7 protein-coding genes are annotated in these 4,448 nt (G+C 67.4%); 2 read left to right on the plus strand and 5 right to left on the minus strand.

Translation table 11 applies throughout. The features are described from left to right. The first annotated feature begins 10 nt into the window (after positions 1 to 10). Positions 11 to 133, plus strand: a complete 123-nt coding sequence (locus tag ACTHJR_RS16325; protein WP_440524307.1) for a family 1 glycosylhydrolase — start codon at positions 11 to 13, stop codon at positions 131 to 133. 151 nt (positions 134 to 284) lie between these two features. Here ACTHJR_RS16325 and ACTHJR_RS16330 read toward each other — a convergent pair whose 3' ends face one another. Then, entirely contained in the window at positions 285 to 1,490 is a 1,206-nt protein-coding gene (locus ACTHJR_RS16330; protein ID WP_440524299.1) for a bifunctional alpha/beta hydrolase/OsmC family protein, read from the minus strand. 67 nt (positions 1,491 to 1,557) lie between these two features. On the opposite strand from ACTHJR_RS16330, the gene ACTHJR_RS16335 reads away from it, so the two are divergent. Continuing rightward, the gene (locus ACTHJR_RS16335) at positions 1,558 to 2,328 is read left to right on the plus strand and encodes an SDR family NAD(P)-dependent oxidoreductase (protein WP_440524301.1); all 771 of its coding nucleotides are present in this window, start codon (positions 1,558 to 1,560) and stop codon (positions 2,326 to 2,328) included. A 201-nt stretch (positions 2,329 to 2,529) separates the two neighbouring features. Here the strand turns inward: ACTHJR_RS16335 and ACTHJR_RS16340 are convergent, their stop codons facing one another. Genes ACTHJR_RS16340 through ACTHJR_RS16355 form a run of 4 tightly spaced genes read right to left on the minus strand, consistent with a single transcriptional unit; the run spans position 2,530 to position 4,215 of the window. After that, positions 2,530 to 3,057: an SRPBCC family protein gene (locus ACTHJR_RS16340; protein WP_440524302.1), complete on the minus strand. Its 528-nt coding sequence runs from the start codon at positions 3,055 to 3,057 to the stop codon at positions 2,530 to 2,532. Beyond that, positions 3,054 to 3,500: an SRPBCC family protein gene (locus ACTHJR_RS16345; protein WP_440524303.1), complete on the minus strand. Its 447-nt coding sequence runs from the start codon at positions 3,498 to 3,500 to the stop codon at positions 3,054 to 3,056. Before ACTHJR_RS16345 ends, ACTHJR_RS16340 begins: the two co-directional genes overlap by 4 nt. After that, a complete protein-coding gene (locus tag ACTHJR_RS16350) occupies positions 3,497 to 3,892 on the minus strand; it encodes a VOC family protein (protein WP_440524305.1) in 396 nt (131 codons plus the stop codon). Before ACTHJR_RS16350 ends, ACTHJR_RS16345 begins: the two co-directional genes overlap by 4 nt. Further along, positions 3,889 to 4,215, minus strand: a complete 327-nt coding sequence (locus ACTHJR_RS16355) for an ArsR/SmtB family transcription factor (protein WP_440524306.1) — start codon at positions 4,213 to 4,215, stop codon at positions 3,889 to 3,891. Before ACTHJR_RS16355 ends, ACTHJR_RS16350 begins: the two co-directional genes overlap by 4 nt. Between the last annotated feature and the right edge of the window lie 233 nt (positions 4,216 to 4,448).

Raw genomic sequence — 4,448 nt, forward strand, 5'->3', positions numbered from 1 at the left:
CGAATGGTCGCTGGGCTATTCGAAACGGTTCGGCATCGTCCACGTCAATTTCGAGACGCTGGAACGCACACCGAAGGATTCGGCCAAGCTGTACCGCGAGGTGATCGCGACCAACGGGGCGTGTCTGGGGTGACTAAATCCTCCCCGCTTAGCGGGGAGGGGAACCGCGCGCCGAAGGCGCGTGGTGGAGGGAGTGGGCCACGCCGGACTCGCGTGCGGCACGCCCACTCCACCCAGCCGCTGCGCGTCTTGGTCCTCCTCCACGTAAACGGGGAGGATCTTGATCAATCCACCAGTTTCGTCTCCACCGTCGGGCAACTCTCCAGCGTGCGGTGCACCGGGCATTTGTTGGCGATGACCAGCATGCGGTCGCGCTGTTGCGGGGTCAGCTCGCCTTCCAGCCGGATCTCGCGATGGAGGATCTCCAGCCGTGGCCGCCCGTCCATCGCGGCGGCGCTGTCGTCGGCGTGGCGGCGTTCGTGGCGGAGCAGCACTTCGACGCCCGCGACCGGGATGTCCTCGGCGCGCGCGACCAGTTCGATCGTCATCGCGGTACAGGCACCGAGCGCGGCGAGCAGCAGGTCGTAGGGCGTCGGCCCGAGGTCGCTGCCACCCGACCGCGCCGGTTCGTCGGCGAGGAATGTATGCCCCGAGGCGTCGATCAACTGGACGAACGGCCCCTCGCCCGAGGCGACGCGCACGCAGCCCTCGGGCAGCGCATCGGGCGCCTTGGCCGGTAGCAGGAACGGCTCGACCCAAGCGGCGATGATCGAGGCGGCGTAGATCGCGCGCTCGGCTTCGGTCAGCAGATGGTCGGCGCCGTCGAGCGCGACGAAGCTCTTGGGATGCTTGGCGGCATCGTAGATCGCCTTGGCGTTCTCGATGCCGACCACCTGGTCGGTCGGCGCATGGAGCACGAGCAGCGCCTTCTTGAGATGCGCGAGCCGCGTCGCCTGGTCCTGCCCCTTCACCGCGTCGAGAAAGTCGCGGCTGACGCGGAACGGGCGTCCGCCGATCGCGACCGTGCCGACGCCATCCGCCTCGATCCGCGCCGCGTCGGCGGCGTCGATCTGATGGAGCACGTGCGCGGGATCGAACGGCGCGCCGATCGTCACCACCGCGCGCGCCGAGGGCACGCGCTCCGCGGCGGCGATCACGGCCGCCCCGCCCAATGAATGGCCGATCAGGATCGACGGCGCGCCGATCGTCGCCTCGAGATGCCGGGCGGCCGCGACCAGATCGTCGACATTGGCGCCGAAATGGCTGTCGACGAACTCCCCCTCGCTCTTGCCGAGCCCGGTGAAGTCGAACCGCAAGGTCGCGATGCCGTGATTGGCGAGCGCCATACTGACGCGCCGCGCGCCGTGGCTGGCCTGGGTGCAGGTGAAGCAATGCGCGAACAAGGCGACCGCACGGACCCGGCCCGGCGGCAGTTCGAGCGATCCGACCAGGGTGACGCCCGTCGCGTTCTCGAACCGTACCTCGCGCATTGTCCTCGTCTCCGTTGTCGCTCAGGCCGCGTACCTATAGCATGCGTATGACCGATCGGAGGCCGCCATGGCGAAAAGCACCGTTTTGATCACCGGCGCCTCGGCCGGCCTGGGCGCCGAATTCGCTCGGCGCTACGCGGCGCGCGACGACGACCTGATCCTGGTCGCGCGGCGCGCCGACCGGCTGGAGAGTCTCGCCGGCGAATTGATGGCTAAGCACGGCATCCGCGCCGAGGTGATCGCCACCGATCTGACCGCCGCGGACGCCGCCGAGACGCTGATGGCGGAGGTCGGCAAGCGCGGGCTTACGGTCGACGTGCTGATCAACAACGCCGGCTATGGTGCGCGGGGCGATTTCACCGAGCTCGATCGCGGCATGCAGATTGGGATGATCGACCTCAATTGCCGGACATTGGTGGCGCTGTGCCACGCCGTGCTGCCGGGCATGATCGCGCGGCGGTCTGGCGGCATTCTCAACATCGCCTCGACCGCGGCGTTCCAGCCCGGGCCGTGGATGGCGGTCTATTATGCGAGCAAGGCGTTCGTACTGAGCTTCTCCGAAGCCTTGCACGAGGAGGTGAAGGTCAAGGGCGTGCGCGTCGCTACCTTGTGCCCGGGCGCGACGAAGACCGAGTTCGGCGATATCGCCGACATGACCAGCAGCGCGCTGTTCAAGTTCGCCGGCGAGCCGGGACAGGTGGTCGAGGACGGTATGCGGGCGTTGGACGGGAACCGGGCGGTAAAGGTGTCGGGGCTGGCGAATGCCATGCTGGCGGGGTCGATCCGATTTACGCCGCGCTTCCTGGCGCGGAGGATTGCGGGCTCACTCCAGCATTAGCCCCACTATTATCGTCACCCCGGCCCCTTCGACGCCGCCTGCGGCGGCGCTCAGGACAGGCTTGCCGGGGTCCACCGTGCGACGGGCGCGGGACAGGAGGCTCAGCTATTCGGCCTGCCGCACAGTGGATGCCGGGACAAGCCCGGCACGACGGTGGGAAGGACAGTCCGCCCAGCGATTGCAACGGGTTACAGTCGAGAGTCAGGCCTCCACCCCCAGCGCCGCCTTCGCCCGGTCCTCCGACGCCTTGTGGATCGCCCAGAAGTCCGGCACGCCGCGCCCTTCCAGCCGCGCCTCGAGCACCGCGAGATGCGACGCCCAGCCGCCGCCGAAATTGGCCGCCTGGTCCGCGTTCTTGATGCCGCTATGAACCAAGGTCAGCAGCGTCTTGCCGTCGCCGGCGTCCTTCAGCTCGAACGTCGCGATGCTGCTAGCGTCGCTGCCGAACGTATAGGCGATGGCATGCGGTGGATCGTAGCGGACGATCGTCTCGCTCCAGCGGCGCCCGCGATTGGCGGCGTAGCGCTCGGGCATCGGCACATCGTCGTCGGACAATTGGTCATGGTCGAACACGAACTCGATCGCGCCGCCGACGCGGCCGTCGAGCGCCCCGCCCATGAACCAGCGCTGGCGCAGCTCGGTCTCGGTCAGGTATTTCCACACCGTCTCGACAGGGGCAGGCAAGGTGCGCTCGAAGCGCAATTCGGTCGCGGTGATCGTGTCGGTCATGTGTCATCTCCAATCGTGCGGGAAAGCGTGTCGAGGATCATCGTCCAGCCGTGGCGCGTCTGCTCCTCATAGGCCGCCCATTCGGGATCCATTTCGTGCGTGAGCGTCAGGTGCGTGCCGCCACCCGCCGCCGGCGCGACGTCGAGCGTCACGCGGGTCCATTGTCCCTCTTCCGCCGGGTCGGCGGCGAACAGGAAGACCAGCCGGCGCGGGCGATCGATTTCCTCGAAAAGGAGGCGATGCCGCGCGTCGCCCGACGCTCGCCGCTCGACGATCAGCCCGCGCCCGCCGACCCGCGCATCGATCTCGCAGGTCAGCATGTCGCCGTCGGGCGTCGCGAACAGGAAATGCCGCGCGATCTTCGGGTCGAGCCAGGCGTCGAACACCTGTTCCGGCGCGGCCGGGATGTCGCGACGCATGGTCAGGATGAGGGGATCGGTCATGCCAGATTCACTTGCCAGGAGACGCCGAAACGATCGCTGAGCCAGGCGAACTTGCGGCTCCAGCCGTAATCGCCGGGCGGCATCAGCACTTGCCCTCCGTCCGACAATGCTGCCGCCAGCCGATCGAATTCGGCCTCGTCCCCGCAGTCGACGAAGAACGAGAAGGACGGGGTAAAGTCGAAACCGTGGGTGACGAAGCTGTCGTGGACCATCACCGCCTGGCCGGCGATGATCGCATGCGCACGCTTGATCGTACCCTCGGGGCCGGGATCGCCGGGTCCGAAGCGGTCGATCGCGACCAGTCGACTGTCGGGGATCGTGGCGACGTAGAAATCGAGCGCCGCTTCGCCCTTGCCGTCCTGGAACATCACGAACGGGGTCATGCTGGTCATGGTTTCTCCTGATCCGCGGCGATCGCCGCTTCGAGGCGGTCGAGCGTGTTCGTCCAGAACTGCTCCCATTGCCGCAGCCATTGATCGGCCTCTCGCAACCGTTCGGCCTTGAGGCGGCACAATTGCTGGCGGCCGGCCTTGCGGCGTTCGACCAGACCGGCGCGTTCGAGCACGCCGACATGCTTGGCGGCGCCGGCGAAGCTCATCGCATGCGGCGCGGCGAGTTCGCCGACCGATCGCTCACCGAGCGCGAGACTGGCGAGCATCGCACGCCGCGTGGGGTCGGCGAGCGCGGCGAAGGTCGTGTCGAGTCGTTCAACCATGTGGTTGCGCATCGGCGAGTCGAGTTGAAAAGTCAACCTATGGGTTGAATGTTTTCTAGCCCTCTCCCGCTTGCGGGTGCACCGGGTCGGTCATGCCCCCGGCATGACCTGAACAGCGCGGGGCGCTGTTCACCCGGTGCAGGTTGGGTGATGTTCTTCTCTCATCGTCCAAGCGGGTAGAGCCAAAAAAGAAGAAAGAAGACCCTCGCCCTCCCACCGCCTTCGGCGGCGAC

The organism is Sphingomonas sp. (assembly GCF_051962185.1).
In the GTDB taxonomy this organism is placed as follows: Bacteria; Pseudomonadota; Alphaproteobacteria; order Sphingomonadales; family Sphingomonadaceae; genus Sphingomonas.

Coding starts and splice junctions, on each gene's coding strand:
- ACTHJR_RS16330 (WP_440524299.1), bottom strand. CDS start 1,490: ATGCGCGAGGTACGGTTCGAGAACGCGACGGGCGTCACCCTGGTCGGA.
- ACTHJR_RS16335 (WP_440524301.1), top strand. CDS start 1,558: ATGGCGAAAAGCACCGTTTTGATCACCGGCGCCTCGGCCGGCCTGGGC.
- ACTHJR_RS16340 (WP_440524302.1), bottom strand. CDS start 3,057: ATGACCGACACGATCACCGCGACCGAATTGCGCTTCGAGCGCACCTTG.
- ACTHJR_RS16345 (WP_440524303.1), bottom strand. CDS start 3,500: ATGACCGATCCCCTCATCCTGACCATGCGTCGCGACATCCCGGCCGCG.
- ACTHJR_RS16350 (WP_440524305.1), bottom strand. CDS start 3,892: ATGACCAGCATGACCCCGTTCGTGATGTTCCAGGACGGCAAGGGCGAA.
- ACTHJR_RS16355 (WP_440524306.1), bottom strand. CDS start 4,215: ATGGTTGAACGACTCGACACGACCTTCGCCGCGCTCGCCGACCCCACG.